We start from the raw sequence: 25600 nt of genomic DNA on the forward strand, positions 1-25600 counted from the left end.
GAACGGCGTCTCGATCGCCCGGACTTCTCGGGCCTGCATCGCGTCGTTCGAGCCTATCATCGACCCGACGCGGGCTCCGGTCAAGCGAAATTTATCATGTCGATCGAAATTATAGAGAATGGAATTTGAGACCACGGAGGCGTGCCACACAGCACGGCGCTGCGCAGCCGGCCCCCGATGTCCCGCGTCATGCCAGCTTCCAGAGCGTCACCAGGGTCCAGTCGTCCCTGGAGTTCTCCTGAAACCTACGGGGTTTGGCGGACCGATCAGGACCCTGCGGGTTGCAAAATCACATCGTCGCCCACCGTAGAGTGGCCCGCCCATTCCTCATCTCGTAGTTTGATCCATGAACACAATTCCGCCTGATCCGATCCCGGTCGATCCGTCCCGCAACCCGGGGGCCGCCGATGTCCGTGACCCTGACTGTCCGCGATGAGACGCCGGCCGGGGGCGTTACGAATGAGTGGTCGCTCGAGTTCCTGAGCGAGACGATCACCGTTCGCGAGCTGATCCGCGAACGCGTCTATCAGGAAGTGCAGGACTACAACGTCCGGCAGGGCACCGGCGGGCCCTACCGCGGCCTGGTGCAGCCCGAAGGCTACGAGGTCGCCCTGAACGGCCCTCGATCGACGGCCAAGGCCCGGCCGATCGACTGGCACAAGCAATTCGAGAAGGCCCTGGAAGCCTTCGAAACGAATCGGGTGCTCATCCTGATCGACGACCGCCAGGCCGAGTCGCTCGAACAGACCTTCGCGATCGGCCCCGGCGTCGCCGTGACCTTCCTCCGGCTGACTCTGCTGGTGGGGGGCTGACGCGATCCCCATGCTCTATCGCGACGTCATCCCCGCCGAATCCGGCCGAGACCTGGAGCGGGAATTCCAGGCCCTGGAAACGTTCCGCGCCGAAATCCTGGCGATGGAGCGACCGGACGCCCTCATCAAGCCCGCCAAGTTGGCCTCCGGCGCGGAGATCCTCGCGGGCGAGCCCGACTTCCAGATCGGCATCATCCTAGCCTCGTTGACCTTGTGGGCCGAGGATCGGATCAGCCCATGGAGCATTGATGGGTCACTTGTGGGGAAACTGCGGTCCCAGATCCTCAAGCGCGATCTCCCCTATCAAGGCCGAGACCTCCGGGCGCTGGCCGCGGCGATCGACATCCTGACCGCTCGCCATAAGGGGGTCGACCTGCTCGCCTTGTCCGCCCTCGAGCGATGCGCGCAGGACGCTGCCCTGCCCGAAGAGGCGATCGAACGGCTGAAGAAGGTCCAGCATCGGCTGCGGCACGGGCGACCGACCCCGTCCGATCTGAAGGCCGCCGCGCGAATCGGCAAGCTCGTCGGCGCCGTCGTGGAGTTCTCGCTCGATCCGGGCGAGGCCTGGTCCGATGCGGCCCTCGGCGATCTCGAGGCGATGGAGCCGGCCCAGCGGGAGCGCTGGTCGGCGCTGCTCGCCGCTTGCCAGGCGGCCGACGGGGCCAAGATGACGGCCGCCCGGCTGAGCGCGATGAAATCGCTGGTCGAGGCCGTCGGCCGCGGCGAGTTCAAGGCCCACTTGCTCCGCTGGCTACCGCTGGTCGACAGGCCGCGGACACAGCCGAAGGTCCGCGTTAGCGATTGGATGCCGGACGAGAACGACCTGATCGAGCCGCACCATGCCGAGCTCCTCAAGTGCCTGGCCGTGTGCGCCGGCCTGGAGGCCGACCGCGAGCTGGCCCGGGCGCTGGCGGCGCTGGTCCTGAGCGCCTATCGCAAGATCCCGGGGAAGGGGCCGAGGCTCGTCTCGCTGGGCAATGCGGCGGTCGGGGCGCTGGGGATGATGCCCGGCATGGATGCCGTCGGGCAGCTCGCCCTGCTCAAGGTGAAGGTCAAGTTCATCCCGGCGCAGAAGGAGATCGAGAAGGCCCTGACCGCCGCGGCCACCCGCGAGGGCCTGCCGCGCGAGGAGATCGACGAGCTGGCCGTGCCCGCCTACGGCATGCACGAGGTCGGCCTCCGCCGCGAGGTCCTGGGCGAGTACGTGGCCGAATTGATCGTCGACGGGCCCGACGCCGCACTCCGCTGGAGCAAGGCCGCCGACGGCAAGCCGATCAAGACCGTGCCGGCCGCGGCCAAGAAGGGCCACGCCGACGAGGTGAAGGAGTTGCAGGCGGCCGTCAAGGACGTCGGCAAGATGCTCACCGCCCAGCGCGAGCGCATCGACGGCCTATTCCTGGCCCGCAAACGCTGGCCGCTGGAGGCCTGGAGAGCCCGCTACCTCGATCACCCGCTCGTCGGGGCCATCGCCCGCCGGCTCATCTGGCGGTTCCAGGCCGAAGGACAGGCCGCCGACGGCGCCTGGCTCGACGGCAGGCTCGTGGGCGTCGACGACACCCCCCTGGCCGAGTTCGGCGAGGGGGCGACCGTCGAGCTCTGGCACCCGATCGGCCGGCCGATCGACGAGATCACGGCCTGGCGCGACTGGCTCGACCGGCATCGCGTCCGCCAGCCGTTCAAGCAGGCGCATCGCGAGGTCTACGTCCTGACCGACGCCGAGCGCAACACGCGCGTCTACTCGAACCGGTTCGCGGCGCACGTCCTGCGGCAGCACCAGTACAACGCCCTCTGCGCCGCCCGCGGCTGGCGGAACAAGCTCCGCCTGATGGTCGATGACACCTACCCGCCGACCAGCAAGGACCTGCCCGACTGGGGCCTGCGGGCCGAGTTCTGGGTCGAGGGGATCGGCGACGAATACGGGGTCAGCACCACCGAATCCGGCACCTATCTGCACCTGGCCACCGACCAGGTCCGCTTCTACGAGATCGACGCCGCCCAGCGACTCGCCCACGCCGGCGGAGGCGGCTACTCGCCGGGATGGGGCGGACGCGACGACGAGCCACTGCCGCTAGACCGGGTCCCGCCCCTGGTCCTTTCGGAGATCCTCCGCGACGTTGACCTGTTCGTCGGAGTCGGAAGTGTTGGCAACGACCCGGCCTGGGCCGACGGCGGGCCCGAGGGGCGGCACGTCAACTACTGGCAGAGTTACAGCTTCGGAGACCTCTCGGCCAACGGGCAGACGCGCAAGGCCGTGCTCGAGCGGCTGATCCCACGCCTGGCGATCGCGCCTCGATGCTCGTTCAACGAGAAATTCCTGGTCGTCCGCGGCGACCTGCGCACCTACAAGATCCACCTGGGCAGCGGCAACATCCTGATGGAGCCGAACGACCAGTACCTCTGCATCGTCCCCAAGCGAGGCGCCGGGGATGCGATCGAGCAGGGCGGGGTCTTCCTCCCGTTCGAGGGTGACGCCACCCTCTCGATCGTCCTGAGCAAGGCCATGCTTCTGGCCGCCGACACGAAGATCCAGGATCCGACCATCATCAGCCAGATCGGGCGTTGACCGGACACCGCGCGAGCGACGTCAGGCCAGCTTCCAGAGCGTCACCCGCGTGGCCAGGGTCCAGTAGTCCTTGGTGTTCTTGTATTCGCTGGAGAAGCTGCTGCCGTCCCAGGCGTCGAGATGGCCGGTGGCGTCGGCGAACTGGATGTCGAAGGCGATGATCCCCTTCATCGCGGCGATCTGAGTCTTGTCGAAGGCCTCGCCCGCCTTCTTCGTCAGGTTGAAGCTGGCCGCGCCAAGCGAAGTCGGCAGCCACTTGCGCATCTCGGCCACGCGCAGGGCGTAGCGCTTGCCGTCGGCCCCTTTGAGGGTCAGCAGGCCGGCGAATTTCGACGGTAGCGGCACTCCGCCGTAGTTCAGGCCGCGGCTCATACGGACAGCGCAGGTATTCACGATCCAGGCGGCGTCGACCTCGCCGCCGATCTCCGCTTTCACGGCCGCCGAGTCGGGGCTCGTGCCGTAATCGGGATATTCCGCCCAGAACTTCGCCCAGGTCATTGCCATCGAACCGACTCCGGGGGGGGAGGGTGGGCCGCATCGGCCCCATGATGCTTTCTACCGCCGATCAGGCCAAACGTGACCCGATGGCCGGGGCGTCTCCGAGGGCAGGGGGCCGATTCCTTGAATTCTCGGGGGCTCCCCGCTAAGCTCGGTGACTGAACACCCGTCGGGCGCCCGGCCAACCGATCCTAGGCCGGGCAGGAAGCCGGTGAAATTCCGGCGCGGGACCGCCGCTGTAAGCGAGGAGGTCCCCGGGCAATTCGCCACTGCGGCCATCAACTGGCCGTGGGAAGGCGCCCGGGAACCGATCGACTCGCGAGCCAGAATACGGCCCGATGGGAGACCCAGGCGATGCTTCGGCCTCAAGCATCCGGGGGCAAGTCCGTGCGCGCCGCGCTCAACGCGCGGTCCCAACGCGCGGGACCTTGCCTTTCCGTGGGGCCGTCGAATCGCCGACGCCCAGGAAAGGTCCGCCCGGTTGCCAGCCCAACCCACCTGTAGCCCCGTCCCCGACGGGCAACGGACTCGCGACCGCCGCACCCCGGCCGGGAGTGCGCATCGCGTCGAAATACCCCACGTTCGCACGGCGCATGCCGATGCGCGGGATGCCCCGCGCCCCGCGCCCACCGCAGCCCAACCCCCGGGCATGAACCCATCCCGCTCGAACCACCCGCAAACGGAGCCGCTCCCGATGAATCGCCCCTTCGCGCCCCTGCTGGCCGCCCTCGGCCTGGCCCTTTTTGGCGCAGGACGCTCGGCCGCAGATAGCGTCGTTGACTTCAATGACGTGCCCCTCGCGCCCAACTCGGCCAGCTACGGCTACGACCCCAGCATCCCCGTCGGCGGGTCGGCGACCACCCACTTCCAGAGCGGCGGGGCCTCGTTCTCGCACACCTTCACCAACTACGGCGGCGGGTTCACCGGCTGGGACGGCACCGCCGTCTCCAACGTGAATGACCCCACCACCGCCGGCTTCACCAACCAGTTCGCCGCCGTCACCGGCACCGGCTACAACCCCGCCTCGGGCGGCCTGGTCGACAACTACGCCGTCGTCACCCCCTCCGTCAGCATCGGCGTGGCCCCCGGGCAGTCCATCGCCGGCCTGTACGTCACCAACACCACCTATGCTGCGCTGTCGATGACGAACGGCGACGGCTTCGCCAAGCAATTCGGCGGAATCTCGGGAAGCGACGCCGACTGGTTCAAGCTCACCGCCAGCGGCAAGGACGCCAACGGAAACGCCCTGGCCAGCACGGTCGACTTCTACCTGGCCGACTTCCGTTTCGTCGACAACTCGAAGGATTACATCGTCAACGACTGGCGCTTCATGGACCTCTCCGCGCTCGCAGACGCCTCGTCCATCTCCTTCCGATTCAGCTCTTCCGACGTCGGCGCCTACGGCATGAACACCCCCGCCTACGCCGCCATCGACAACCTCGTCTTCCGCTCGGCCGTCGCCGTGCCCGAGCCCGCCACGCTCGTGATGTCCGCCACCGCCGGGCTCATCCTCGCCGCCGCCGGCGCCCGCCGACGCTGAGTCGAATCGCGGGGTGAGGCCACGGACGGCCGACCTCGCTTAATCAACATTGATTCATGCAACTGACGAGGTCCGCTCCCCCGCGAGCGGCCCCCTCGGTTGCCGCTGCGCGTCTCGAAAACTCGGCCTCCTCCCCGCTCCCAGGGCAATCGACCCATGAATCGCATGCTCCTCGGCTCGCTCGTCGCCCTCGCCCTCGCGGTGCGCCCGGCAGCCGCAGACTCCGTCGTCGACTTCAATGACCTGACGCTCGCCCCCGACTCCGCCTTCAACGGCCCGGTCCCCGGCGGCACCACCGTCGACGGCCCCTACGGCCCCGTGGTCGTCGGCTCGTTCCAGAGCGGCGGCGCGAGCTTCGGCAATGCCTATGACACGACCTACGGCAGCTGGAACGGATTCGCCTACTCCAACGTCAACGACACCACCACGCCCGGCTTCACCAACCAGTTCGCCGCCGTCACCGGCACCGGCCACACCCCCGTCGCCCCCGGCCAGGTCGACAACTACGGCGTCGCCTTCGGTTATCGCGACATCGCGGCCAGTAGCTCGGGCAACGCCGCATTCGACCCCTCGAATGCCGGCCAGCTCCGCGGCCTCCCCACCATCGGCCTCCCCGCAGGCCAGGGCCTCGCCGGCCTGTACGTCACCAACACGACATATGCCGCCAAGTCAATGCTCAACGGCGACGGCTTCGCCAAGAAGTTCGGCGGAGACTCGGGCAACGACGCCGACTTCTTCAGGCTCTCCGCCTACGGCATCGACGCCAACGGCAATGCCCTGGCCGCCCACGTCGACTTCGACCTGGCCGACTTCCGCTTCGCCGACAACTCGATGGACTACATCGTCGACGACTGGCGCTTCATGGACCTCTCCGCGCTCGCCGGCGCCGTCAGCGTCTCGTTCAATCTCTCGTCGTCGGATGTCGGGAGCTATGGCATGAACACGCCCGCGTATTTCGCCTTCGACGACCTCGTCTTCCGCTCGTCGGTCGCCGTCCCCGAGCCCGCCACGCTGGTGATGTCCGCCATCGCCGGGCTGGCCATCGCCCCCCTGGCCCTGCGCCGCAAGGCGGCCTGAGCCGCGCGCGGACGCGGCCGGCGCATCGGACGCCGGCCGCGTTCAGTCGATCGCATCAGAGACCGCTGAGATCAGCTCAGCACGGTCAGGGCGTTGGCGGCCTTCTTCGCCTGCTTGTCCTGGAACGACTTCAGGGCGGGCGTGTCCTCCTCGAACCGCTCGACCTCGTCGAGGAGGGCCTGGACCATGTCCGCCTCCAGGACGTGGCGGATCGGCACGCCCCTCTTGAAGATGATCCCCTTGCCGGCGCCCGCGGCAATCCCGATGTCGGCTTCCTTGGCCTCGCCGAAGCCGTTGACCAGGCATCCCAGGATGCTGATCCGGAGCGGGTTCTTCAGGTGCCTCATCTTGTCCTCGACCTCGGCGACGATCCGCTCCAGGTCGATGTCCAGGCGCCCGCAGGTCGGGCAGGCCACCACCTCGGGACGCGTCACCCGGCGGTCGCAGGCGCGCAGAATGTCGAACCCCGCCGCGATCTCGGGCACCGGGTCGCCCAGCAAGGAGACCCGGATCGTGTCGCCGATCCCCCGCAGCACGATCGCGCCGATGCCCGCCGCGCTCTTCAGGGTGCCGTACTCGCGCGAGCCCGCTTCGGTGATGCCGACGTGGGTCGGGTAGTCGCTCTGGGTCGCATACTGCGAGTAGCATTCCACGGCCGTCGGCACGTGGCTGGCCTTCAGGCTCACGATCATCTTGTGGTAGCCGAGCGCCTCGGCCATCTCGATGTAGCGCAGGGCGCTCTCGACCATCGCCTCGGGGCAGGGGAAGCCGTACTTCTCGATCAGGTCTTCTTCCAGGCTGCCGCTGTTGACCCCGATCCGCATCGGCACGCCGCGGTCGTGCGCCTTGCGCACCACTTCCTTGAAGCGTTCGTATCCGCCGATGTTCCCGGGGTTGATCCGGATCTTGTCGACCGCGCGCTTGCCGGTCGGCGTCACCGCGTCCAGACAGGCCAGGGCCATCCGATAGTCATAATGAATGTCGGCGATCAGGGGGATCTTGATCTGGTCGCGGATAGCGGCGCAGGCCTCGACGTCCTCCTTCTTGGGGACCGTCACCCGCACCACCTCGCAGCCCGCCTCTTCCAGGGCCCTGATCTGGGCCACCGTCTCGGCGACGTCGAACGTGTTCGTCGTGGTCATCGACTGCACGCAGATCGGGTGCTGGCCGCCGACGATCACGTCGCCGACCGCCACTTCGCGGGTCTTGTGCCGAGCCACCGTCGTCGAGTACGCCATGGCCGTCCCATCTTATCTCGTTGGAAGGACAGCGCGTTACGTCCACGTAAACGCGTGCCTTCGGCTTCGCTCATGGTATCCTTCGTGGGTCAGGGGGTCAAGGTTCAGCGACGCCCGCGGGGGAGCCGCGGGGCCGCCCCCGAGCGCCGGCCAGACTCCACGATGCCCACCTTGCCCAGCCCCCTGAAACGGGCCCTGCTGCCGATCTGGAATCGCGGCCATCAGCTCGCCCGACGCCTGGCCGAATACGCCGACGCCTTCCGCCACCGGCGGATTCAGCGCTGCGAGGTCTGCGGCCGGCTGGCCCCCATGCTGCTCCGCCCGCGCGCCATCCCCGACGAGCTCAGGCGGCGATGGGGCCTCACCCCAGGCCTGGCCGACGCCCTGGTGCGCAAAGAAACGCTCGACTGCGCCGCCTGCGGCGCCAAGCTCCGCGCACGCCGGATCGCCCGCGTGCTGCTGGAGTTGTATCCGACGGGCTCCCCCCCCGGGCCCGCCCCGTCGCTGGCCGTGTGGGCTGCCTCGCCCGAGGCACGCCGCCTCCGGATCGCCGAGATCAACACCATCGACGGGCTGCACGCGGTCCTCTCGGGCCTCCCCGGCCTCGTCGCCAGCGACTTTCACGAGCCGGGGCAGCCCCAGACCACCGGCGTCCGCCACGAAGACCTGGCCGCGCTCTCCTACCAGGACGCCTCGTTCGACCTAGTCCTCACCTCCGAGACCCTCGAGCACGTCCCCGACCTCCCCCGCGCCCTGGCCGAGATCCGCCGCATCCTCACGCCGGAGGGCCGGCACGTCTTCACCATCCCCGTGCTCCCCTCGACCCCCTCCACCTTCGCACGCGCGAGGCTCGGGCCCGATGGCTCCTTCCTCCCGCTCGCACCGTTCATCGCCCACCCCGGCGGCGACCGCGGCTATCCCGTCTTCACCGAGTTCGGCGCCGACCTGCCCGACCTCATGCGCGCCGCGGGCTTCGACCTGGACGTCCACCACGGGCCCAACTCCCCCGATGACCTGGCCCAGGTCTACGTCGCCACACCCATCCACCGGTCCAATGTCCGAAGATCCGACGAAACCCCCGCCTCAATATGAGAACTCAATCCGAAGCATAAGCCATACAAATCCACCCAAATCCACCCAAATCCACCCACTCATTGGATCGTGAATCATTTCATTGGAACGTTTTGTTGTTTTTTCTCAACGAAATTCCTTGGCAATTGGATTTATTTTCGTTAATTTGGCGTCCCGATCTCGTCTTCGTGGTGATGCCGCCGTACCGGGCAGGGGGCGGGCATCCGGGCGCGACCACGTCTCAGGATGAGAACGGGGCCTATTCCCACTCCCGATCTGGGAGCCACATCCATTTCCTCGCCCGGCAGGAAGGCACCGCAGATGCAAATCGCAGAGAAGCTCAAGGCGATCACCGCCGTCGCCGCCGTCGCCCTCGCCATCGCCGCACCGGCCAAGGCCGATCAGGTCGGCCAGTTCATCCAGCTCGCCCCCACCCCCACGTTCACCTTCACGAACCTGGGCACCGTCGGCGGCTCCATCATCGGTGCCGACATCAAGCCCGGCCTGTATGTCGACGCCGTCGGCGGCGGCTCCTACAGCGCCAGCACCAGCCTCAACCTCCAATACGTCAGCGACGATACCTACAAGGGCTCCTTCAGCATCATCGCCACCGCCGCCAGCGGGACGATCGCCGTCGGCGACGTCCTCTTCTCGGCCACCTACACCGCCATCCTCTCCGGCGGCATCGGCTCGCTGAGCCTGAACAATGTCTCGACCGACAACGTGGTCTCCGCGCTCTACACGAACACGTTCAGCGACCTGGTCACCGGCTTCACGTTCACGAATATCCAGGGGAACGTCTCGACGGCCTCCTCGCCGATCACCGGCTCCGCCACCGGTAACGGCCTGATCGCCATTTCCGGAACGATTGCCGCCGTGCCCGAGCCCGGCTCGATGGTCATGTTCGGCCTGGGCATGCTCGCGCCGTTCGCCCTCCTCGCCCGTCGTAGTTCCTGAACACCCCCGCCCCGATCCTCCGAGGGCCGCGGCCGTCCCCTCCCCGGGACGCCCCCGGCGCCGGGCCAGCCCCGAAGCTGACCGGGCCGTTTTCGCCCGGATGAGGCGAGGAGACGAGTCCTGACTCCGGAGCGACGCCAGGGTCCCTGACCCCCGGTGTCCCGGAGTCGATCCCAGCCTCCTGGCGTGCCCCCAGCAGACGAACGGATCGGGACAAGCCCGCACGCCCGAAGACCCGAGTCGCCCTCGAAGGCGATTCGACCGGTACGACCCCGTTGTCAAGAATCGCGACGGCGACCCATTCACGCCATAATCTCCGAGCCTTTTCTCCCCGAGCCGAGACGCCCGCGACCCCTGGCCAGGCTGCACGCCGACGACCGCATCGATCGCATTTCACGCGAAGAAATCGCCGAAATCGGGGCTCTATCGACGCAGGCTCTGGCCGGAACCATGGCGAGGGCCAGCCAACCATCTTAAAAGAGCTCGTTGATGATGGGTTCTCGAGCGTCGCTGGACGCGCCTGAGAACGACCAAATTAAGAATTGTCGCAGGAATTTTTTCGTGCTCTGGGTCTGGCAAATCCAATTTGACTGAGCTACCCTCGGTGCTCGATTTCGGACAGTGGTGATGCCGCCGTATCGGGCACGACGGATGGCATCCGGGAGCAGACCCCTCCAGGGACGATGGCGGGGCGGCTTCTACTCCCATCCAGGGAGCCACTCCTCCATCCACCGCCCGAGAGGAAGGCAGCACAGATGCAAATCACAGCGAAGCTCAAGGCGATCACCGCCGTCGCCGCCGTCGCCCTCGCCATCGCCGCACCGGCCAAGGCCGATCAGGTCGGCCAGTTCATCCAGCTCGCCCCCACCCCCACGTTCACCTTCACGAACCTGGGCACCGTCGGCGGCTCCATCATCGGCGCCGACATCAAGCCCGGCCTGTATGTCGACGCCATCGGCGGCGGCTCCTACAGCGCCAGCACCAACCTCAACCTCCAGTACGTCGGCGGCGACACCTACAGCGGCTCCTACAGCATCGTCGCCACCGCCGCCAGCGGATCGATCGCCATCGGCGACGTCCTCTTCTCGGCCGCCTACACCGCCACCCTCACCGGCGGCAACGGCTCGCTGAGCCTGAACAACGTCCTGACGACCGGCATCTTCTCCGCCCTCTACACCCAGCCCCTCTTCGACGCCGTCACCGGCTTCACGATGACCAACGTCAAGGGTAGCGTCAACACCACCAGCTCGCCCATCACGGGCAGCGGCACCGGCAACGGCGTGATCTCGATCTCGGCCAACCTGGCCGCCGTGCCCGAGCCCGCCTCGATGGTCATGCTCGGCCTGGGCATGCTCGCGCCGATCGCCCTCGGCGTCCGCCGCGCCTCCAAGGTCTGAGCCACGGCAACGGTCTGAGCCGGGCAACGCCCCTCTTCCGCGTCGTCGTCCGCAATCGAAAAAATGGCGCCGTGGTCTCTCCTCAAAAGGTGGGGCCACGGCGTCGTCGCGCGCCCCTCGATCGACCCCGCTCTCACTGGCATGGCCCCCGCCGACACATCCTTCCCGGCCCCTCGCCCGCGATCCCGCCCGACGTCGCCCCGCATCGAACCTCGGCCCGACCTCGCCTCACCCCGCAATCCTCTCGGCCTGCCGACGCCGAAGCATTGCGGATTTGCCCGGATGTCCTGCGGCAACTCCACCTAGAACCAGTCTAGTACGTAAATCGCGGGCAATGACCCGCTTTTAGCACGAATTCAGGGCACCTTGCCGCCTCCATACGAGGATGTCCACCCCGTCAATCGGCCGGAAAACGCCACAAATCACAGCAGCAATGCCCACATTTCTCGCAATCCGAACCCTTCCGGCCACCCTCTCTCGCCATTCAAACGCCACGTCATCCAGTCATATCGGTCCAAAATCAAATCTGTCATCTTCATGGAATCTGCATAATTAAACCGGCCGACCCCTGGCCGCTCCCCCGTTTCCCCTGGCTGCCCCACTCAAGGGGAGTCGCTGGCCTCCGATCGATTGTTTGGCGAGATCGAGCCTCTTGCCGCCCCCGGTCAATTCGCGGGCCACGCCGGTCGCCGGGATGCCGTCCGCCCCCGTCCTGAAGAGGTCGTCTTGACCACGGGCGGCATCATCTGCGACGATTTCCCTTTCGAACACAGGCCGCCCGCGATCGGGCGGGGGTCGCCCGCGCGCCAACCCTCGCCCGAACTCCGATTGAGGGGCGAGCTCGCCCCTCCTCCCCCGATGCCCGGCGCTCCCGTCCCGGGCGACATCCATGCACGATCAATTCAAGAAACGCTTCCGCGATGGCGCCAAGGGGGCCAGCGGGGACAGGCTCCGCCTCCAGATCGCCGTCGAGGCCGCCAAGCGGCTCTATCCCGTCATCGGCCCCGCCGAGGGGGCCGACCCTGGCGTCCTGCGCGACGCCACCGAGGCCGAATACTACGCGGCCAAGCGCAAGGCCGCCGCCGTCCTCGGCCATCGCGTCAGGCCCGGTGATCTCCCCTCCGACTCCGAGGTCCGCCAGCAGGTCCTCGCCCTTGCCCGCGGCGGCCACGACGACGAGACCGCGGACGACGACGCCGAGGGCGACTCGGACGAAGACGCCCCCGAGGCCTCCTTCGACCGCCTGGCCGACGTCATCGACCGCTTCGCCGTCTACAAGCTCAGGCTCCTCCCCCTCGAATCGGTGAAGCAGGATCCGCGCAGGCATCCCGAAGGCGACGCCCTCTACCACAGCCTCCAGGCCTACGAGCAGGCCCGCGCCGTGCGCCCCTACGACGAGGAATTCCTGCTGGCGGCCCTACTGCACGACGTCGGCAAGGCCGTCGACCCCCGCGACCACATCGCCGCCGGGGTCGACGCCCTCCGCGGCTCAGTCACCCCCCGCACCCTCTGGCTCGTCGGGCACCAGAAGGACGCGGCCGGTCGCGGCGTCGCGCGGGCCTCGGCCCCCGAGTCGGCCGACTGGCTCGAAGACCTGGCACTGCTCCGCGAGGTCGACGAGGCCGCACGCGTCCCCGGTGTGTCCGTCCCCACCGTCGAGGAGGCCCTGGACGCCCTGCGCGCCCTCGAGGCCGAGAACGACGAGGGTGCGGACGAGCCGCCCGCCGAGGCAGAAATCCAGGCCCCAGACGACGACACCCCTTGATCCCGCCGGGGAGATGCCCGCGATGCCCCTCGACACCGACGCGCCCACGCTCTTCTTCGACATCGGCGGCGTCCTGCTCACCAACGGCTGGGACACCGCCGCCAGGCGAGCCGCCGCCGAGCTGTTCGGCCTCGATTACAGCGAGTTCCAGGCCCGCCACGAGATGCTCAAGACCGCCATGGAGACCGGCCGCATCAGCCTGGACGACTACGTCGCCCGCGCCGTCTTCCACAAGTCGAGGCCCTTCACCCCCGACGCATTCAAGCAGGTCATGTTCGACGCCTCGGTCCCCCTGGGTGACACCCTCGACTTCGTCAGGGCCCTGGCCGCCACCGGCCGCTACCGGCTCTTCACCCTCAACAATGAGAGCCGCGACCTGCACGAGCACCGGGTGCGTACCTACAACCTCGCCCCCATCTTTCGCGGCTTCCTCGCCTCCTGCTACCTCGGCCAGGCCAAGCCCGACGCATCGATCTATGCCAACGCCCTGGGCATCGCGGGCTGCCCTCCGTCGCAGGCCGTCTTCATCGACGACCGCGCCCTGAACGTCGAGAGCGCCCAGGCCTCGGGTCTCGACGCCTACCAGTTCACCGACCTGGACGCCCTCAGGGCCTATCTGGCCGCCCGCGGCGTCACCGCCTGAAATTGGGCCCGACCTGGTCTCCGCGAAGAAAAGAGAAGCGAAGAGAAGCGAGAGGAGTCGTATCCCGTTGAAACCCCCATCACCACGCCGCAGGCCGGGACCGCGGCCAGACCCGATCGAGACCGACCCTCGCTTCCCCTCGGGGCCCTGGACCGGCTTCTTCCAGCAGAAGGGGGTCCCCGGCGCCCCCGACAAGAGCTGGATGGACCTCCGCCTCACCTTCCAGAACGGGTCGATCACCGGGACCGGCCGCGACCGAGTCGGCGAGTTCACTCTCAACGGCAAGTATGACCTCGACGACGGCCGCTGCTACTTCCACAAGCGCTACAAGGGCATGCACGACGTCTACTACAAGGGCTTCAACGAGGGCCGGGGCATCTGGGGCACCTGGGAAATTCCCCCCGTCTACACCGGCGGCTTCCACATCTGGCCCGAGGCCATGGGCGACCCCCGCCTCGACCGACTGAAGGAGTCGAGGGACCTTCCCGCCGAGGCCGAGGCCCCCGCCCGGTCCAAGTCCAAATCCAGGCCGAGAAAGGCCCTGGCCGGCTGCTGACGCGTCGACCGCCTCACTTCACCACCTCAGGTCGCGCGGAGTCGCCCTCGACGCGGGCGGGGAGCCGCCAGACGTGGCTCCCCTCGCGGTCGGTGAAGTACAGGCTCGACTCCGACTTTGCCCGGGCATCGCCGTCGGCCCAGAGCGCGTAGAAGTCGGGTCGCGCGTCCAGCGGCCGCCTCGCGTACGTCTGGTTCCGGCCATTGCCGACGGTCAGTTGCTTCCCCTTGAGCCAGGTCGCCCCCTCGTCGGCGCTCGTCCAGATCACCATCTCCCCGCCCGTGCCGTACGGCTGGGGCCCGGGTTCCGTCGGCGCGATCACCCGCCAGAGGCCGCCGGCCTCGATGGAGAGCGATCCGTGATCGTAGTTATGATCCGACGTCGTGAACGGCCGGAACCGCCAACCTTCGCCCGTCCAGTGCGCCGTCTGCCACTGGTGCGGGCCCTGCTTCGGGCCGGGCAGGTGCCCTTTGCTGGTCAGGAACAGAACCACCGGCCGCCCCTCGGCGTCGAAGTTCAGGTCCTTCAGGTAGACCAGCTTCCCCTCGGCCGCGAAGTCGCGCACCAGGGCCGCGTTGGCCGGCTCGGCCAGCGGCAGTGTCACGGCGTGCCCGCCGGCCGTCGTCCAGGTGGCCCCGGCGTCGGGCGTCTGCAAATAGTACAGATTCGTCCGCGCGTCGAGCCCAAGCGGCCTCGGGTGATAGTCGAAGGCCGTCCCCACCGTCCCGCCGCGCCGCCAGCTGACCTGATAGTCCCCCTGGTCGATCTTGGCCAGCGGGGTCGGCCCCGACCACTCGCGGCCGTCCGGGCTCGTCATGAACCTCAGCCCGCGCCCCGCGGCATACTTGGTGTGCAGGAACAGGAACCCGTGGCCCGGCACCACCCACGCATTGCCATACGAGAAGTTCGACTTCAGGATCCGCTCGAACCCGTCGATCGACCGAGGCTTCAGGCTCCGGTGGATGAACGACGGCCGGCCCGCCCCGTGCGAGTTCGAGAACACCCAGAGGTACCCCGCCTCGTCGACCTGGAGCACCGGATTGTCGTGCGCATCGGTCGTCTTCTTGTCCAGCAAGACGACCGGCCGAGGCACCGTCCCCGTCGCGTGGTCGAAGTACGAGACCATGTGCAGGATCGACGTCCGCGCCTCGTTCGCGCCGCCGTAGACGAAGTAGGTCCGATTCGACGGCCCGTCGTAAACGGCGATCGGCGCGTGCTGCTGCGGGTAGGTGGCCATCCCGCCGCTGTACTTGAACTTGAATTCGTCCTTCGTCGCCCCGATCGAGTACCAGCACCCGACATACCCTGCGACGCGGGTCGACCCCGGGGGCTCCTCGGCCCCCGCCGTCGACGCAACCAACACCACCGCCGCCAACGCCACCACCCCCCCGAATCCGTGCGTCAACGCTCGATCCCCCGCGATCGGCCCCGGGTCCTCGACCTGCGCCGATCTTCGCACGAATTCGGGGCCGGCGAAACCTCTCCGCGTCAACGCTCCAGGATCACCACCAGCTCGTCGTGATGCCCGCCGTGACCCGGCATGTTCATCGCGAAAGCGGCCTTCAGGCACCAGCCTCGGCTCGCGTGGTCGTTGAGCACCTCCTCCAGCCTCAACCCGTTGAACTTGCCCGTCAGCCCCGGGTCCTTCTGCGTCAGGACCCGGTACTGCCGCGATCCGTCCTCGGGCGCGGGGACCTCCGGGTGCGCCAGCTCGGTGGGCGCCGAGTCCACCTTGATGGCGCCGCCGCTGATGATCGGCCGCGCCTGCTCCATCTCCTGGGCCGGGACGTGCGGGGCCGCCTTCAGCGACGCCCAATCCAGCTCCATCGCGAACGGGTCCTGATCCAGCGCGGGCCCCGTGGCCACCATCGTCGCATGGCCCCCCGACGTCGGCGCGTGCCCATGCGCGGTCGCGTGTCCATGCGCCGGCGTGGGGGCATGCGCCGGAGTGGGTCCATGCGCCCCGACGGCCGCCGGCTTGGCCGGGATCGTCAGCACCTGGTTGCACGCCGGGCACCGCGTCTTCTTGCCCGCCGAGTCGTCCTGCGTTCGCAGCGCGTGCCCGCACGTACAATGGAAGACGATGGCCATGACCGCCCCCTTTCGCGGAACGGAAACCCCGCGCCCTCTCGCATGGGTGCGGAGCCATCCAGACATCGGATTGAAGAAGGGATAAGAGGAAGTCTCCACATCGTACCCCTTCCGGCCGTCCAGTCCACCCAAATTTCCGCAACTCTCATCTCGATACGATGAATTCTTTAAGACAAATCCATCAAGGAACAAAGACTTGAAATCCAATCCGGACGGGCCCGAGCCCGCGCCGTATGCACCCGGCTGAGGTCGAGGACACGAACCCCGATCGCGACAAAACCGAAACCATTTGAATCATGAATGATGATTAAGCAACTACATAAACAAGTTAACCGACCAACCCAGGGATCGGCCCCGCCGCGACCCCAAGAATCGGCGGCGACGCCCCGCGAATCGGCACGCCGTGTGCAGATAGATGGCCCGTCGTGGCCGGTTCGCGCACCGAATTGGCACACCCAGATCCCCCAGGTTCTCAGAGCAAGGATGTCCCATGAAGTCCGCCCACTCCATCAAGCTTCTCGCCGCCCTGGTAGCCGTCGCCGCTATCGCACCGCTGGCCTGGGGCCAGCAGGGGGCCGCGCAGCGGGCCGGCCAGGCGCTCGACAATGCCGGCAAGAACGTCCGTAGGGGCGTGGAGAACGCCGTCGCCCGCGGCAGGGCGGCCGTGCAGGAGCAGGACCTCCTCGACCGCGTCTATAGCCGGATCCACTGGGACAAGGCCCTCGTCGGCTCCGCCATCGAGCTGGAAGTCCGGGCCGACGGCACCGCCATCCTCCGCGGCCCGGTTACCAGCGCCGCCGCCAAGGAGCGGGCCCTTGACCTCGTCGAGTCCACCGTCGGCGTGACCACCATCGTCAACGAGCTCGTCATCGGCAAGGAAGTCCAGGTCATCGAGACCGCCCCGGCCACCACGACCACCACGACCACCACCGTCAAGCCGAAACGGGTCATCATCACCCCGCCCGTCGCCGAGCCCCGCGGCGCCAAGGTCATCGTCAAGCCCTGACCTCGCCCGCCGGCACACCGCGTGAAATCAACCAGGGCCGCCGATCGTCCAACCCGGACGATCGGCGGCCCAACTCGCTTCCGGACATTCGCGGACATCGCAGGCGGTGCCCCGCCCCAGGACGAAGAGGTCTCGCGGAGGAACCAGGGATCAATCCGTGGCTTCGTGCATTCGGATGGCAAGCGATCGAAGTTGGCGAAGTGCCGCCCCTTGATGCTGTATCACGCCCGTGATACAAATAGAGAGACTAAAGCAACGGGGATCGAGCATGGGAACCGCGAAGACCGAAGTCATCCACGCGCGAATCGACTCCACCTTGAAGGCTCGGGCCGAGGCGATCTTCGAGACGCTGGGCCTGAATGCCAGCGACGCGATCCGCCTCTTCTATGCCCAAGTGACGCTGGCAAACGGGTTGCCATTTCCCGTCAAGATCCCCAACGCGGAAACCCGCGAGGCGATCCAGGATGCCGAGGCCGGCAACCTCAAGCGTTATGGCAGCAGCCAGGAAATGTTCGACGAATTGGGCCTCTGACGTGGCGAAGAAAAAGCCACGGATCCCGCCGCCCGCCTTGCCACCCCTCACACCGTCCCTGACGACCCGCTTCACGCGCGATCTCGAGCGGATGCGAAAGCGCGGCGAAGACCTGGGGCGATTGAGGCAGGTGATCGCGATCCTCTGCTCGCGCGAACCGCTCGCCCAGGAATACAGGGACCACCCCCTCAAGGGAGAATACAAGGGGTGGCGCGATTGCCACGTCTCCCCAGACTGTCTGGTCATTTACCGCATGACAGAGACAGAACTCGTACTTGCACGCACCGGAACACACTCCGACTTGTTTGAATGATCGCCTGGAACGTCCGGCTCCCCTGCAGGTCGGTGAAGCCAACCTCGTTGTCGACCTGCGACCCCGGTTGCAAACGCAAACGGGGCCACCCGTAATTTGGACTTATCGCCACCAGAGCTTGAACATTGATGCCCTCCGTTTGAAGCGAGCGAGAGGCACCGATTCGGGATCAAGGAGCGACGGGTCGATGACACCCTCGAGTTGAAATCCGAAGAGCTCTCTCAGCGCCGCATCTCCAAGCTCCAGCGGATGAAACGGGAACGGGTACGGAGGTTCGACTTCATCGTCGTCTTCGGGGTCCACCGCCGGATGCTCTCCGGACCAGTACGGTCCTTCGAAGGCCATCCGTGGGCCGATGTCCTCGATGACTCCGCTGTCGGGTGACAGACTCAACGAACGCTCGAGCTTGCCAGCACGCCAGACGGCGAAGGCAAACCAGTCGACCACGCTGTGCATCGCATGCAGATAGATTGTCCGCGACCCTGCGCATTCGAGGAAGCGTGGCGACAGCCTGGAAGGGTAGTCGATCCCGATCTCCTTGGCGGCAACGACGGAGAGCCCCGGAAAGCAGCCGATGTCGATCTCGCCGTCCGGCGGACAGGTCTGCGACAACGTCCCATCCGCGAGCGGTGCGAGCCGGTCCTTCGGGAACAACTCGGCGGCTAGCCTCGATGTCGCGTTGCGATCCAGCCTGGGCCGTCCAGCCAGCAAGTCACGAGGGCTTCCGTCCGCGTAGACGAGCATCCACGTTTTCGCTCCCATAGATCCCCCAGTGGGTTCAACAAGATCATGAAGTCACCCCCCGTCGCCGAGCCCCGCGGCGTCGAGGTCATCATCAAGCCCTGACCTCGCCACCGACACACCGCCCGAAATCAACCAGGGCCGCCGATCGTCCAACTCGGATGTTCGGAGGCCCAACTCGCTTCGAGACCTTCGCGGCGATCACGATCAACCTTTGAACCGATATTGTTCCAAAAGCAGGGCCCTGCCGACCAACCATGAGGGATCGGGAGCGACGTTGCCGTGATCATTTTGTCGAGCGTCATGGAAACGAACGTCACGCGGTCGCCTGACTTCAGCTTCCCCTGGGGCTCGTCGAGCCGGACTCGAGGTTGGAACTTCAGAAGATCGGGATCGCCGGCCTTCGGGGCGAAGGTGTCGAGGGCCGAAGAATCCTCTCGTTGAAGGCAGTGCAAAGGGCGATCCGTTCGCCCGACCTTGATGCGAACCGTTGATGTTTGAGCGGCAGGGACGTGGATTGCCGGGCGCGGAGAAGGCGACTGACAGGTCGTCGTGAGCGAGTTCGTCAACCGATCGACAGGTTCCGAAGGAGCACGTCTTCGCCCCAGAAACACAGCCAATAGAGGCAAGTTGCCCCGGCGGATAACGCGAGCCAGATTCCCGAGAAGATAAAATTCGAAAGTATCGATTTACTGATTCCATAGGAGAGGCACGATTCGGCGGGATTGGCGGGATTGTAGCGAGCGGAGACGAGATTGGCCCCTTTCAGTTTCCGGTAAATTTCCTCGTGCGCGGCCACGCCGATGCTGGGTGCATACCCGAAGGCGAGCACCGTCCCCTCGTATTCGACGCCCCCGACGTCGTAAGTGAAGCGGACCTCGACACCGTGGGTCGTGGCGCCGTCGCCGTCGCCGCGATGCTCTTTCAAGGCGAGTTCAGAGAACTGGCACGGAGTCACCGGCCAATAGCTCGCACGCCTTGATTGCCATGCGTTCCACAGACCCAGGCCGAGAATGACGAATCCAATTGAGGAGAAAATGCTCATAAACACGATGAAACCGCCGACGCCTTCTTTCATTGCATGCACTCCGCCGTCGGCTCACGATTCGTTTCGCGACAAGTCAATCTAACATAGCCAGATAAATGAGATGCATCAAATTCATTAATCAATCCTGGACCGAGGGGGCTGGATTTCGACAAGCCCTGACCTCGCCGCCGACACTCCGCTCGATCTCTAACAGGGCCGCCGATCGTCCAACTCGGATGTTCGGCGGACCGTCCCGCATCCTGACGTCCACGGCCATCGCGACCAACCCTTGAACCGATTTTGCTCAGATCGCATCGCTCTGCCGATCAACAATCGAGGGATAGGGATAACGCAAATGGCTGAGCATTTCAACGGACTAACCCCAGCAGAAGCGGAGCGTCTAGCTTTTGATCGCCGAAGAAATGGGCGAGGCGATAAAGGCTATCGGAAAGGTGCTGCGCCACAGCTACGAGAGTAAGCATCCTGATGGTGGCCCTACTTACCGCGAGTCGCTAGATAAGGAGCTGGGCGATGTTCGGCACGTGATGATTCGCCTTTGCCACGCGGGAGACTTGCATAAGATCGCCATCCACGACCGCGCCGACGCCAAGGCGGTAATCGTAGGTCCATACCTACACCACCAGACCGAGGAGTGATTATGTCGGAAATTTACGTCAGCACCGATGTCGAGACGGACGGCCCGATCCCTGGCCCCCACTCCATACTCAGCTTCGGCTCGGCCGCCTACACCGCCGACAAGCAGCTCGTCGCCACCTTCGAGGCGAACCTGAACACGCTCCCTGGGGCCCAGGGACACCCCGAGACAATGGCCTGGTGGCAAACACAACCCGAAGCGTGGGCAGAATGCCGCCGAGATCCTCGCGATCCACAAGAGGCGATGAAGGCTTACGTCGCCTGGCTCAAGGGTCTACCGGGCAAGCCCGTCTTCGTCGGGTACCCCGCCGGTTTCGACTTCCTCTTCGTTTACTGGTACCTGATTCGGTTCGCGGGCGAGTCGCCATTCTCCTTCTCGGCTCTGGACATCAAGACTTTCGCGATGGCCTCACTGGGCACCAGCTACCGCGAGACGGCCAAACGGCGGATGCCGAAGCATTGGTTCGACGATCCACCACACACCCACAAGGCGTTGGACGACGCCATCGAACAAGGCGCGTTGTTCTGCAACATTCTGGCGGACAACCGAAAACTACACCAGACAAAGGGTTGAGCAACCTCCGGCAAAGAGATTGTCTCAGAACGTGAAGTTCTCGTTTTTCAATCGATGCGTTCGGTTCCCAGCATGACTCGAAGTTCACGCGACCCGGCGACTCGGCTACGATTGGCGGCTCCGGATTTAGCCGCGTTCGAGGCACTCATGACCCCCATCTTCTTCGAGACTCCCGCCGACTTCCAGGCATGGCTCGCCACGAATCACGATGCGACCGATCACGTCTGGGTCGGCTTTTACAAGAAGGGTTCGGGCCGTCGGAGCATGACCTGGCCCGAAGCGGTCGACGAGGCCCTGTGCTATGGATGGATCGACAGCATCCGCAAGGGCGTCGATGCCGAGAGCTATGCGAACCGCTTCACGCCTCGCAAGAAAGGCAGCGTCTGGAGCAACGTCAACGTCGAGCGGGTCCGGATGATGACCGAACTCGGCCGCATGCAGCCCACCGGGCTCGCGGCGTTTGCAGCCCGCAAGGAGAACCGATCGGGGATTTACTCGCACGAACAAGGCGAAGTAGACCTGCCCGAGCCGTATCAGGGGCTGCTGCGAGAAAACCCGACGGCGTGGGAGTTCTATCAACAGCAACCGCCGTCTTACCGGAAAGCGGCCAGCTGGTGGGTCGCGAGTGCCAAGCGAGAAGAGACCCGTCAGAACCGATTGAACTCGCTGATCGCCCACTCGACTCGGTCAGAGCGGATCCCGCAGTTCACCTGGAAGAAGCCATCAAGTTGAAAATCCGTCGCCCCAACGTCTGAAGGCCAGGCTCCCCCAGGGACGCGACCTTCCAATTGGCCTGATTTTTCGATGGCTGCGGCGTAATCATCGAAGTCTTGCGATTGAAATCGACCAAAGAAATCCAGATTGGTCCAAGCCGACCTCGATCCTCTCGGCCAACGCGTTGACAAAAATCAACACGGCCACAGAATTCGCAAATTGTAGGGAGGAAATCGGCGTTTCGAACGACTGTTTCAGAAGGGGGCACTGCGTTTCGATGCCGATGCGTCGGTTACCCCTTAAATCTGGCAGCACCCTGGAATTTGCACCGAAGACCAACGTGACGAAGGGGTCACATACATGCCCGCCACGCCCGCCCAGATACGCGCCAACCGCGAGAATGCGACGAAGTCGACGGGGCCGAAGAGTTCGGCGGGGAAGGAGGTGGCCAGGCGCAATGCGCTCAAACATGGGCTGGCGGGGCGCGGGACGGTGATGGTGCCGGATGACGAGTTCGAGAAGAGTAGACGGCTCGCGAGCTGGAGTGTCGACCTGATTCCGCAGGGGGACATGCAGCGGCACATGGCCGAGCGGGCCGTTGCCTGCTCGGTCCAGTTCGACCGCGCGGTCGCCCAGGATGAGGCGATGCGCGCCGAGCGGACGCGGAGGGCCTCCGAGGTCTGGGACGAACGGGCCAGGGAACAGGCTCGGGCGGATATCATCAAGGTGCGCAAGCAGATCGATTATCTGATGCTGGGGCTTCGGAGCGGGCCAAGGTCCACGGCGACCCGTTCGACGCCGGGGCCGGCATGAGGCTGCGCGGGACCGTGATCGGCATCGACTGGATCCTCGGCCAGTATGACCAGCTGGCCCGGCGACTTGACGACCAGGGGTGGGGCGCCCGCGATGCGTTGCGGCTCATCGCGCTGCTCGATGACGTCGACTGCGTCGACACGACCCGGATCCAGACCCTCGCCGGCCAGAGCGCCCCGCCGCTCCCCCCGTGCAGCCGGGTGCCCAGCTACTGGCAGCCCCAGAACAACCCGCCGCAACCGGAACGCGAGGCCGCCGACCACGCCGCCAAGCTCGAGCGCCGGGCGGCGGTCGTCGCCGAGCTCTCGCAGATCATCCGGGACGACCGCGAACGCCTGACCGCCCGGCGCGCCCGCTGCGAACGGCTCGACGACCTGGACCGCGACGAGGCCCCCTGGCGCACGCTCGTCGACACCACACACGGCGGCGAGGCCCTGCGCCGCTACCAGGTCGCCGCCGAAGGGGGCATCCAGCGCTCGCTCACCCTGCTGCTCAAGATCCGCAAGCAGACGGGCGAAGAGCAGGGGGCCGGCCAACCGCCCGCCCACGACGAGGCCCCACGCCCGCGAATCCTCCGCGCCGACGGAGCCCTGCAACCCGCGTCCGCCGAGCAGGACAGCAACTCCGATCCCGATCCGTCGACCACCCCGCCCGACGGCCCAGGCCGGGCCGTCTCGCTCGACATCCAGGCCGCCGAGAAGCCGGGGCACGCGGGAGCACGCCGGGCCCCTGGCGGCGCCCGAACGAAGGAGAAGGCGGTCAGCAATGCGGCCGCCCCCACCGAGGCTCCCGCGATCGTTCGCCCCGCCACGGCCCAGCACGCGAAGGCGCGCGGGCCCGAAGTCGACCTGAGCACCGACGACCCCAACCGACGACCCGACAAACTCCGCGAGATGGAAGCCTACCTCCGCATGCACGCGGAAGGGGCCTTCGACACCCACCGAGACGAGGCAACGGGCGGTCTGCAATCGCACCGCATCGGCATGATGAACGACGATCCCGCAGGCCCCTCAATCGCTCAGCATCGAGACGCCGGTCCGACCGAACGCCCACCGGCGACCGTTAAAGGAAAATCCGGCGTAAAACCTGAATCGGTCGACCGAACCCCCGTTCACGCGTTGACAACACGCCCCACCCGGAACCCCCATTCCGTGGCCGATGTGGGCCTGGACGACGGCCAGGCGGCCGGAAACGTGTCGAAACCGCCCTCAACGCACACGCCCGCCTCGCACCTCCGCAGGACCGATCCTCGCCAGCGTCCGGATCGCGTAACCAATGCGAATCACAGCACAGCGTACGTCCAACGTAAGCAAGACGCCCGAACCTTCCAGCCCGCCTCGGGTCGCACGGAAGCCTCGACGGTCTCCGCCGGCCCGACACGGGTCGCCGGCCGCGAGGCCGGATCCGTCGCGCGAAACGAACCCAATGACGCAACCCATTTGAAACAAAGGAGTTTCAACCAAAACGAGCGGGCCCAGCCCGTCGCCGGTCCGCGCGTCCCGGATCCCATCGGCGACGGCCACGCCCCCGACCTCCCGCGGGCCATCCCGCCGCCGAGCTGACGCCCGTGAGCCCCGTTCGGACTGTCCGGGGGCCGGAAATCCGGCTAGAATGACGGTCAGATGCTTCGACAATGGCGGGGAGGTTCGGCGTGCGCATCGCATACTTCGAGTGCTTCAGCGGCATCTCCGGCGACATGACCCTGGGGGCCCTCGTCGACGCCGGTGTCGACCCGGTGGCCATCCAGAAGGCCGTCGGCAGCCTGGGGCTCGACTGCGAGGTCACCTTCGAGACCGTCCGCCGCTGCGGCTTCCGCGCCACCTACGCCCGGGTCATCGCCCAGCCCGAGCGTATCAATCGCCACATGCACCACATCGACGCCCTTATCGAGAAGGGGGCGCTGTCCCCCGCCCAGAAGGACCTCGCCCGCCGGATCTTCCTCAAGGTCGGCCATGCCGAGGCCGTCGCCCACGGGATCGACGTCTCCAGGATCCACTTCCACGAGGTCGGGGCCGTCGACTCGATCGCCGACATCGTCGGCGCCGCCGTCGGGCTCGACCTGCTCGGCGTCGATCGGTTCGAGGCCAGCCCCGTCCCCACCGGCCAGGGCTCCGTCCGGGCCGCCCATGGCGTGATGCCGCTGCCCGCCCCCGGCACCGCCGAGATCCTCAAGGGGATTCCGCTGGCCGAATCCGACGTCCGGATGGAGTTGACCACCCCCACCGGCGCCGCGATCCTGGCCACCGTCACCGAGCGGTTCGGCCCGCTGCCGGCCATGACCATCGGGGCCATCGGCATGGGTGCGGGGACGAAAGACCTGCCCGGCCAGGCCAATATCCTGCGGCTGTTCGTCGGCGAGATCGCGGCCTCCACCGGGTCCGACCGCGTCTGGGTACTCGAGACCAACCTCGACGACCTGCCCGGCGAGGTGGTCGGCCACGCCACCAACATGCTGATGGCCGCCGGCGCGCTTGATGCCTTCGTGACCCCGGTCGTCATGAAGAAGAACCGGCCCGGCGTGATGATCACGGTGCTCTGCGACCACCGCATGATCGCCGAGATGGAGGAGATCCTATTCCGCGAGACCACCACCCTGGGCATCCGCCGGCATGAAGTGAGCCGCCACAAGTTGAATCGCCAGGCCGCGGAAGTCTCCACCGAGTACGGCCCCGTCAAGGGAAAGCTCGGGTGGGTCGACGGCCGGCCCCCGTCCTTCAGCCCCGAATATGACGACTGCGTCCGGGTCGCCCAAGCCGGGAACCTCCCGCTCCGCGAGGTCTACCGGGCCGCGCAGAACGCCTACGCTACCGCCAATCCGACCGCCCCGAGCCAGGGGCACAGCCACACCCACCGGCACACCCACGGCGGCATCGCCCACAGCCACGAACACACGCATGAGCATCCCCACACCTCCGACAGCACACACGCCCACGAACATGAACACAAAACGCCTTGATTCGAGATGATGCGTCGAATGACCGAGCCCGCCGGGAGCTTTCCCGGATGGCCGGCCCCGCC

At 66.6% G+C, this 25600-nt stretch carries 25 protein-coding genes and 1 riboswitch; of the genes, 19 read left to right on the forward strand and 6 right to left on the reverse strand.

Features of this window, described 5'->3' with window-relative positions:
* Positions 1 to 407 precede the first annotated feature (407 nt).
* Together EP7_RS11760 and EP7_RS11765 are read left to right on the forward strand one after the other, a co-directional pair.
* The gene (locus EP7_RS11760; RefSeq protein WP_463528042.1) at positions 408 to 812 is read left to right on the forward strand and encodes a hypothetical protein; all 405 of its coding nucleotides are present in this window, start codon (positions 408 to 410) and stop codon (positions 810 to 812) included.
* Positions 813 to 822: 10 nt separating this feature from the next.
* Entirely contained in the window at positions 823 to 3375 is a 2553-nt protein-coding gene (locus tag EP7_RS11765) for a DUF4132 domain-containing protein (RefSeq protein WP_463528043.1), read from the forward strand.
* Positions 3376 to 3396: 21 nt separating this feature from the next.
* On the opposite strand, the gene EP7_RS11770 is transcribed toward EP7_RS11765, so the two are convergent.
* Positions 3397 to 3879 (reverse strand): type VI secretion system amidase effector protein Tae4, encoded by a 483-nt coding sequence (locus EP7_RS11770; RefSeq protein WP_463528044.1) that lies wholly within the window; start codon positions 3877 to 3879, stop codon positions 3397 to 3399.
* Positions 3880 to 4027: 148 nt separating this feature from the next.
* Positions 4028 to 4226, forward strand: a riboswitch (cobalamin riboswitch).
* 341 nt (positions 4227 to 4567) lie between these two features.
* On the opposite strand from EP7_RS11770, the gene EP7_RS11775 reads away from it, so the two are divergent.
* Both EP7_RS11775 and EP7_RS11780 read left to right on the forward strand, forming a co-directional pair.
* Complete coding sequence (locus EP7_RS11775; RefSeq protein ID WP_463528045.1) at positions 4568 to 5413, forward strand: DUF4465 domain-containing protein; 846 nt, start codon at positions 4568 to 4570, stop codon at positions 5411 to 5413.
* 156 nt (positions 5414 to 5569) lie between these two features.
* Complete coding sequence (locus tag EP7_RS11780; protein ID WP_463528046.1) at positions 5570 to 6490, forward strand: DUF4465 domain-containing protein; 921 nt, start codon at positions 5570 to 5572, stop codon at positions 6488 to 6490.
* 71 nt (positions 6491 to 6561) lie between these two features.
* Here the strand turns inward: EP7_RS11780 and ispG are convergent, their stop codons facing one another.
* A complete protein-coding gene (gene ispG / locus EP7_RS11785; protein ID WP_463528047.1) occupies positions 6562 to 7728 on the reverse strand; it encodes a flavodoxin-dependent (E)-4-hydroxy-3-methylbut-2-enyl-diphosphate synthase in 1167 nt (388 codons plus the stop codon).
* A gap of 162 nt (positions 7729 to 7890) precedes the next feature.
* On the opposite strand from ispG, the gene EP7_RS11790 reads away from it, so the two are divergent.
* The 6 genes from EP7_RS11790 to EP7_RS11815 all read left to right on the forward strand — a co-directional run bounded on the left by EP7_RS11790 (position 7891) and on the right by EP7_RS11815 (position 14117).
* Positions 7891 to 8820 carry a class I SAM-dependent methyltransferase gene (locus EP7_RS11790; protein ID WP_463528048.1) on the forward strand — a complete coding sequence of 310 codons (930 nt, stop codon included), beginning with the start codon at positions 7891 to 7893 and terminating at the stop codon, positions 8818 to 8820.
* A 300-nt stretch (positions 8821 to 9120) separates the two neighbouring features.
* Positions 9121 to 9756 carry a PEP-CTERM sorting domain-containing protein gene (locus tag EP7_RS11795; RefSeq protein ID WP_463528049.1) on the forward strand — a complete coding sequence of 212 codons (636 nt, stop codon included), beginning with the start codon at positions 9121 to 9123 and terminating at the stop codon, positions 9754 to 9756.
* Between the two features lie 755 nt (positions 9757 to 10511).
* On the forward strand, positions 10512 to 11153 hold the full coding sequence (locus EP7_RS11800) for a PEP-CTERM sorting domain-containing protein (protein ID WP_463528050.1): 642 nt from the start codon (positions 10512 to 10514) through the stop codon (positions 11151 to 11153).
* Positions 11154 to 12042: 889 nt separating this feature from the next.
* Positions 12043 to 12918 carry an HD domain-containing protein gene (locus EP7_RS11805; protein ID WP_463528051.1) on the forward strand — a complete coding sequence of 292 codons (876 nt, stop codon included), beginning with the start codon at positions 12043 to 12045 and terminating at the stop codon, positions 12916 to 12918.
* 22 nt (positions 12919 to 12940) lie between these two features.
* Complete coding sequence (locus tag EP7_RS11810) at positions 12941 to 13561, forward strand: HAD family hydrolase (RefSeq protein ID WP_463528052.1); 621 nt, start codon at positions 12941 to 12943, stop codon at positions 13559 to 13561.
* A 67-nt stretch (positions 13562 to 13628) separates the two neighbouring features.
* Positions 13629 to 14117 (forward strand): hypothetical protein, encoded by a 489-nt coding sequence (locus EP7_RS11815; RefSeq protein ID WP_463528053.1) that lies wholly within the window; start codon positions 13629 to 13631, stop codon positions 14115 to 14117.
* A gap of 13 nt (positions 14118 to 14130) precedes the next feature.
* Here EP7_RS11815 and EP7_RS11820 read toward each other — a convergent pair whose 3' ends face one another.
* Both EP7_RS11820 and EP7_RS11825 read right to left on the reverse strand, forming a co-directional pair.
* Positions 14131 to 15522, reverse strand: a complete 1392-nt coding sequence (locus EP7_RS11820) for a BNR-4 repeat-containing protein (protein ID WP_463528054.1) — start codon at positions 15520 to 15522, stop codon at positions 14131 to 14133.
* An 83-nt stretch (positions 15523 to 15605) separates the two neighbouring features.
* Positions 15606 to 16208, reverse strand: a complete 603-nt coding sequence (locus tag EP7_RS11825; protein ID WP_463528055.1) for a DUF4177 domain-containing protein — start codon at positions 16206 to 16208, stop codon at positions 15606 to 15608.
* A 490-nt stretch (positions 16209 to 16698) separates the two neighbouring features.
* Between EP7_RS11825 and EP7_RS11830 the strand changes: the two genes are divergently transcribed.
* The 3 genes from EP7_RS11830 to EP7_RS11840 all read left to right on the forward strand — a co-directional run bounded on the left by EP7_RS11830 (position 16699) and on the right by EP7_RS11840 (position 18059).
* Positions 16699 to 17214, forward strand: a complete 516-nt coding sequence (locus tag EP7_RS11830) for a BON domain-containing protein (protein ID WP_463528056.1) — start codon at positions 16699 to 16701, stop codon at positions 17212 to 17214.
* 268 nt (positions 17215 to 17482) lie between these two features.
* Positions 17483 to 17746, forward strand: a complete 264-nt coding sequence (locus tag EP7_RS11835) for a type II toxin-antitoxin system RelB/DinJ family antitoxin (RefSeq protein WP_463528057.1) — start codon at positions 17483 to 17485, stop codon at positions 17744 to 17746.
* Entirely contained in the window at positions 17706 to 18059 is a 354-nt protein-coding gene (locus tag EP7_RS11840; RefSeq protein WP_463528058.1) for a type II toxin-antitoxin system YafQ family toxin, read from the forward strand. Before EP7_RS11835 ends, EP7_RS11840 begins: the two co-directional genes overlap by 41 nt.
* A gap of 102 nt (positions 18060 to 18161) precedes the next feature.
* Here the strand turns inward: EP7_RS11840 and EP7_RS11845 are convergent, their stop codons facing one another.
* Both EP7_RS11845 and EP7_RS11850 read right to left on the reverse strand, forming a co-directional pair.
* The gene (locus EP7_RS11845) at positions 18162 to 18821 is read right to left on the reverse strand and encodes a DUF6928 family protein (protein WP_463528059.1); all 660 of its coding nucleotides are present in this window, start codon (positions 18819 to 18821) and stop codon (positions 18162 to 18164) included.
* Between the two features lie 544 nt (positions 18822 to 19365).
* Positions 19366 to 19878 (reverse strand): DUF3592 domain-containing protein, encoded by a 513-nt coding sequence (locus EP7_RS11850; RefSeq protein WP_463528060.1) that lies wholly within the window; start codon positions 19876 to 19878, stop codon positions 19366 to 19368.
* 356 nt (positions 19879 to 20234) lie between these two features.
* Here EP7_RS11850 and EP7_RS11855 point away from each other — a divergent pair, with 356 nt between their 5' ends.
* The 6 genes from EP7_RS11855 (at position 20235) to larC (ending at position 25538) form a co-directional block, all read left to right on the forward strand.
* The gene (locus EP7_RS11855) at positions 20235 to 20483 is read left to right on the forward strand and encodes a nucleoside triphosphate pyrophosphohydrolase family protein (RefSeq protein WP_463528061.1); all 249 of its coding nucleotides are present in this window, start codon (positions 20235 to 20237) and stop codon (positions 20481 to 20483) included.
* Between the two features lie 2 nt (positions 20484 to 20485).
* Positions 20486 to 21055 carry a 3'-5' exoribonuclease domain-containing protein gene (locus tag EP7_RS11860; RefSeq protein WP_463528062.1) on the forward strand — a complete coding sequence of 190 codons (570 nt, stop codon included), beginning with the start codon at positions 20486 to 20488 and terminating at the stop codon, positions 21053 to 21055.
* A gap of 147 nt (positions 21056 to 21202) precedes the next feature.
* Positions 21203 to 21787 (forward strand): YdeI/OmpD-associated family protein, encoded by a 585-nt coding sequence (locus EP7_RS11865; RefSeq protein ID WP_463528063.1) that lies wholly within the window; start codon positions 21203 to 21205, stop codon positions 21785 to 21787.
* Positions 21788 to 22129: 342 nt separating this feature from the next.
* The gene (locus tag EP7_RS11870) at positions 22130 to 22582 is read left to right on the forward strand and encodes a hypothetical protein (protein WP_463528064.1); all 453 of its coding nucleotides are present in this window, start codon (positions 22130 to 22132) and stop codon (positions 22580 to 22582) included.
* Positions 22579 to 24144, forward strand: a complete 1566-nt coding sequence (locus EP7_RS11875) for a DNA polymerase III subunit gamma/tau domain-containing protein (protein WP_463528065.1) — start codon at positions 22579 to 22581, stop codon at positions 24142 to 24144. The genes EP7_RS11870 and EP7_RS11875 overlap by 4 nt, the downstream gene beginning before the upstream one ends.
* 89 nt (positions 24145 to 24233) lie before the next feature.
* Positions 24234 to 25538 carry a nickel pincer cofactor biosynthesis protein LarC gene (gene larC, locus EP7_RS11880; RefSeq protein ID WP_463528066.1) on the forward strand — a complete coding sequence of 435 codons (1305 nt, stop codon included), beginning with the start codon at positions 24234 to 24236 and terminating at the stop codon, positions 25536 to 25538.
* Positions 25539 to 25600 lie beyond the last annotated feature (62 nt).

The sequence above is a fragment of the Isosphaeraceae bacterium EP7 genome (assembly GCA_038400315.1).
In the GTDB taxonomy this organism is placed as follows: Bacteria; Planctomycetota; Planctomycetia; order Isosphaerales; family Isosphaeraceae; genus EP7.

Bases quoted from the DNA above. Each gene is read 5' to 3' on its own strand.
- EP7_RS11770 (WP_463528044.1), bottom strand. From the start codon at position 3,879: ATGGCAATGACCTGGGCGAAGTTCTGGGCGGAATATCCCGATTACGGC.
- EP7_RS11875 (WP_463528065.1), top strand. From the start codon at position 22,579: ATGAGGCTGCGCGGGACCGTGATCGGCATCGACTGGATCCTCGGCCAG.
- ispG (WP_463528047.1), bottom strand. From the start codon at position 7,728: ATGGCGTACTCGACGACGGTGGCTCGGCACAAGACCCGCGAAGTGGCG.
- EP7_RS11810 (WP_463528052.1), top strand. From the start codon at position 12,941: ATGCCCCTCGACACCGACGCGCCCACGCTCTTCTTCGACATCGGCGGC.
- EP7_RS11845 (WP_463528059.1), bottom strand. From the start codon at position 18,821: ATGGGAGCGAAAACGTGGATGCTCGTCTACGCGGACGGAAGCCCTCGT.
- EP7_RS11780 (WP_463528046.1), top strand. From the start codon at position 5,570: ATGAATCGCATGCTCCTCGGCTCGCTCGTCGCCCTCGCCCTCGCGGTG.
- EP7_RS11825 (WP_463528055.1), bottom strand. From the start codon at position 16,208: ATGGCCATCGTCTTCCATTGTACGTGCGGGCACGCGCTGCGAACGCAG.
- EP7_RS11835 (WP_463528057.1), top strand. From the start codon at position 17,483: ATGGGAACCGCGAAGACCGAAGTCATCCACGCGCGAATCGACTCCACC.
- EP7_RS11805 (WP_463528051.1), top strand. From the start codon at position 12,043: ATGCACGATCAATTCAAGAAACGCTTCCGCGATGGCGCCAAGGGGGCC.
- EP7_RS11760 (WP_463528042.1), top strand. From the start codon at position 408: ATGTCCGTGACCCTGACTGTCCGCGATGAGACGCCGGCCGGGGGCGTT.
- EP7_RS11775 (WP_463528045.1), top strand. From the start codon at position 4,568: ATGAATCGCCCCTTCGCGCCCCTGCTGGCCGCCCTCGGCCTGGCCCTT.
- EP7_RS11795 (WP_463528049.1), top strand. From the start codon at position 9,121: ATGCAAATCGCAGAGAAGCTCAAGGCGATCACCGCCGTCGCCGCCGTC.
- EP7_RS11765 (WP_463528043.1), top strand. From the start codon at position 823: ATGCTCTATCGCGACGTCATCCCCGCCGAATCCGGCCGAGACCTGGAG.
- EP7_RS11800 (WP_463528050.1), top strand. From the start codon at position 10,512: ATGCAAATCACAGCGAAGCTCAAGGCGATCACCGCCGTCGCCGCCGTC.
- EP7_RS11865 (WP_463528063.1), top strand. From the start codon at position 21,203: ATGACCCCCATCTTCTTCGAGACTCCCGCCGACTTCCAGGCATGGCTC.
- EP7_RS11860 (WP_463528062.1), top strand. From the start codon at position 20,486: ATGTCGGAAATTTACGTCAGCACCGATGTCGAGACGGACGGCCCGATC.
- EP7_RS11850 (WP_463528060.1), bottom strand. From the start codon at position 19,878: ATGAAAGAAGGCGTCGGCGGTTTCATCGTGTTTATGAGCATTTTCTCC.
- EP7_RS11790 (WP_463528048.1), top strand. From the start codon at position 7,891: ATGCCCACCTTGCCCAGCCCCCTGAAACGGGCCCTGCTGCCGATCTGG.
- EP7_RS11870 (WP_463528064.1), top strand. From the start codon at position 22,130: ATGCCCGCCACGCCCGCCCAGATACGCGCCAACCGCGAGAATGCGACG.
- EP7_RS11840 (WP_463528058.1), top strand. From the start codon at position 17,706: ATGGCAGCAGCCAGGAAATGTTCGACGAATTGGGCCTCTGACGTGGCG.
- EP7_RS11830 (WP_463528056.1), top strand. From the start codon at position 16,699: ATGAAGTCCGCCCACTCCATCAAGCTTCTCGCCGCCCTGGTAGCCGTC.